The organism is Serratia sp. (in: enterobacteria) (assembly GCF_051654945.1).
Taxonomy (GTDB): Bacteria; Pseudomonadota; Gammaproteobacteria; order Enterobacterales; family Enterobacteriaceae; genus Chania.
The window spans coordinates 1-2,891 of record NZ_JBOFZA010000050.1 but is presented as its reverse complement, the minus strand read 5'-3'; the positions used below and the strand labels follow the sequence as shown (position 1 = coordinate 2,891).

Sequence of the window (2,891 nt, the reverse complement as noted above, 5' to 3'; positions counted from 1 at the left end):
TTAATTATTCTTATTTTTCCTAAAGAACTTATTTCAAAAATTAAATATCCTCTAAAACCAGCTGTTGAATTTCCTGTTAAATTCATACCTAGCCCATTATAGTTTATAGCGGATCTCCAGCAGTATTTTTAAAAGCTGTAATTTGTATTGGATAAAGTGTATAAATCAAATAATAAACTTTTTAAACGGATTTTCGTGGTTTTTCTCATAGTAGTTAATAAGATTTTTGTATAATGTACCTTTACCGATATAATGATTTTTCTTAATTATCGAAAAAATCACTAGGATTATTTATATAAGGTCTACATACTTTATACTCTTTATTAATTAAAACTGTCACACCTTCCATGTCAGAATCAGAAATATTTTCATCATTCCACCAATATAATTTTGTTCCTACTTCAAGAAAATTGCTTTGAAAATTTTTTTCAGGTTGCGTAGAAATATTATTTAAATTCTCTTTTATTTCCCCAATAAAACTTTTTATTTCATTATCTAATGAGGTCTGATTAGTACATGAAAATAAATAACCATCAACTTGTAATAATCTATTTTTTTCTTTATTTAAGGTAGTTAAAGCGTATAGAATAATAAGAGAAATTATTAATATTAAAGGTAAAAAAATTATTTTGTTTTTTTTGAAATTAATTAACGATGCGCATTGCATAATATTTGTTCTCCATTGATCCTACATACTCTGTTCTTGTATGTATATAATAACCTGTAATAGATTCTCTTCTTACTGAATATTGCTGAGAATAAACATCAGCATAAATACCTAGTTTAGACCAATAATTTTTATTCGCTGCATAGTAGTTTCCCGAATTAGTTTGACCATAATTAACAGAAATACCAACATTTTTATATGTTGCAGAAAAACTTCCTGCAATATTGCTAGAACTCACCCATACCCCACTACGTTTATCCCTTGTTATCAGTGGATGATCACCTAAATATACAGATTTCCCAAGACTTTTTTTATCACCTACTTTAGTCCAACGATCGATATATGTGGGCGTTTTTTGATTTTCATTAGATTGTACAAAAAATTCAAAGGGTAGACTATTATAATCAATGTTTACGAATTCTTCATATGTAAAAACGGGAATATTTTTCTCAATAGAAGCGGAAACAGGTATAAATAAATATAAGCAACAAAACATTAGCATAACAAACGAAACTGATTTTTTAAGCATCATGAAACCTCCTTTGTTTTATAAAAAAACAGTATCACAAAAACAATAAAATAACAAATTTATAATATAAAAACGCTTAACTCTCTAATCATGGACTTTGCCTAAATAGCTGTTGCCAAGTGCTCTAAATGTACTTGTCTATTTGTTACATAGGTTTGTCTTTCTTTGATGCGTGTATACAATAAACTTTTGATTTCCGATAGTTCCAATGCCTTACAACGTTTTATAAAACTAAAAAGTGCTAAGTAACGATTGATGTACTTACTCGCTACTCCACGATATGATTTATAGATTTGTTTAAACCAGTCGTGTAGTTGGTTTACGGTATTAATATGGATGACTTCATCCATTTCAATTAGATTTTCTAAATCTATTTCTTGCATTAGTATTTCTAGTGCATGAAGGAACTTATGACATAAACGAAAAATAGTAATATCTGTTAAGTTCAGCTCTTTCGCAGTATGTTTGATTGATTTTAATTGAATCGTATCTTCAATAACTTTAAACCAAACTTCCATAGGTTGATTGGATTTATAGGATATTGAATTCACATCACTTACAAAACGTGAAGAGCAACTACTACAAAAGTAGCGTTGTTTTCCATTTGGTAGCTTTCCGCGTTTAATAAAGGTTGCTTCCGCACTCCCACAAAGTGGACAAAATTTAGGACGATCATTTGTAAGCAACAATCGTTGCTTACAAATATCAATTACGACCTTCTCAAGTTTCTTTGATTCAAATTCAGATAAAGAGTTGAATACATCAGCATATTTAGTAGTTAGTTCCATAATTCACCTCGTTCCATGGTGTAAGTATACTGGATGAAGCAACATTATGAGTGTGATAAGAGACAATAGTCCAAGATTGTAGAATTAAGCGTTTTTATTTAATCGATTCTAAAAAACTGATGTGTTCTTTCAAAATTTTGACTTCTTCTGCACTCATGCCAACAATAAATTTCTTTTGATCCTTGGCTTCCAGTGATTGCCAATGTTTGTAAAAAATCGAACCAATGATGATTTTGGATTGTGTTGCTTTTTTGCGATTCTTTTCACGTTGGACATTCTCGATTGCCTTCATCTCCTTCGCAACCTTGTGTTGTTGCTCCAGCAGTCTTTGTTGTCTTTTTTGTAAATCTTCCAACCTACCCATTCTAACACCCTCTTTTCCTCTTTTTTTAAGTGTATCAATAAAGGTGACAAAATTCAACGATAATGAGTTGCAGCGAAAAACCATCAGTGATAAGATAAGGATAAAGAGCACTGATTTTTAAACTTTGCTACTTTGATAAAGTAGCGCAAGACACCCATGTCACATTTCATGTACATGGTAGCGACCTACGGTGTTAAAAAACGAAAGGAGAAAAACGATGAAAAAAGCAAAGACTACCTTTGTCCGTATGGTCAAAGTAGGGAACAGTGGCAGTCGCACTGGTAGTTGTGTTACGTATCACAACTACATTACTAGCCACGAAAAGCAGGAGAAATTGCTGTTTACCTCCAGCAACGTTCCTGCTCAATATTGGAAGGATTTAGAACGTGAAAGTGAGAAAACTCATGCACGAGGACTAAATATCGCAATCCCAAATGAGTATAAAGGCGAAGCAAATAGAGAAAGATTAGAGAGATTTGTGAATGATTTCGTTGAATCATTTCACGTGAAAAATGGATGTGATTACGTAGTTGCAGTTCATGA

Annotated in this window: 5 protein-coding genes; 1 reads left to right on the top strand and 4 read right to left on the bottom strand. The window is 31.4% G+C overall.

All coding sequences use genetic code 11. From position 1 onward, the window contains the following. Positions 1-262: 262 nt before the first annotated feature. The 4 genes from ACRDCA_RS07920 to ACRDCA_RS07905 all read right to left on the bottom strand — a co-directional run bounded on the left by ACRDCA_RS07920 (position 263) and on the right by ACRDCA_RS07905 (position 2,405). Entirely contained in the window at positions 263-667 is a 405-nt protein-coding gene (locus ACRDCA_RS07920) for a hypothetical protein (protein ID WP_438689042.1), read from the bottom strand. After that, a complete protein-coding gene (locus tag ACRDCA_RS07915) occupies positions 645-1,199 on the bottom strand; it encodes a hypothetical protein (RefSeq protein ID WP_438689041.1) in 555 nt (184 codons plus the stop codon). Before ACRDCA_RS07915 ends, ACRDCA_RS07920 begins: the two co-directional genes overlap by 23 nt. Before the next feature lie 98 nt (positions 1,200-1,297). Continuing rightward, positions 1,298-1,984, bottom strand: a complete 687-nt coding sequence (locus tag ACRDCA_RS07910; protein ID WP_438689040.1) for a transposase — start codon at positions 1,982-1,984, stop codon at positions 1,298-1,300. 94 nt (positions 1,985-2,078) lie between these two features. Continuing rightward, positions 2,079-2,405, bottom strand: a complete 327-nt coding sequence (locus ACRDCA_RS07905; RefSeq protein WP_438689039.1) for a hypothetical protein — start codon at positions 2,403-2,405, stop codon at positions 2,079-2,081. 160 nt (positions 2,406-2,565) lie between these two features. Here ACRDCA_RS07905 and ACRDCA_RS07900 point away from each other — a divergent pair. Continuing rightward, a partial coding sequence (locus ACRDCA_RS07900) for a hypothetical protein (protein WP_438689038.1) occupies positions 2,566-2,891 on the top strand: 326 nt, incomplete at its 3' end.

Bases quoted from the DNA above. Each gene is read 5' to 3' on its own strand.
- ACRDCA_RS07920 (WP_438689042.1), bottom strand. From the start codon at position 667: ATGCAATGCGCATCGTTAATTAATTTCAAAAAAAACAAAATAATTTTT.
- ACRDCA_RS07915 (WP_438689041.1), bottom strand. From the start codon at position 1,199: ATGATGCTTAAAAAATCAGTTTCGTTTGTTATGCTAATGTTTTGTTGC.
- ACRDCA_RS07910 (WP_438689040.1), bottom strand. From the start codon at position 1,984: ATGGAACTAACTACTAAATATGCTGATGTATTCAACTCTTTATCTGAA.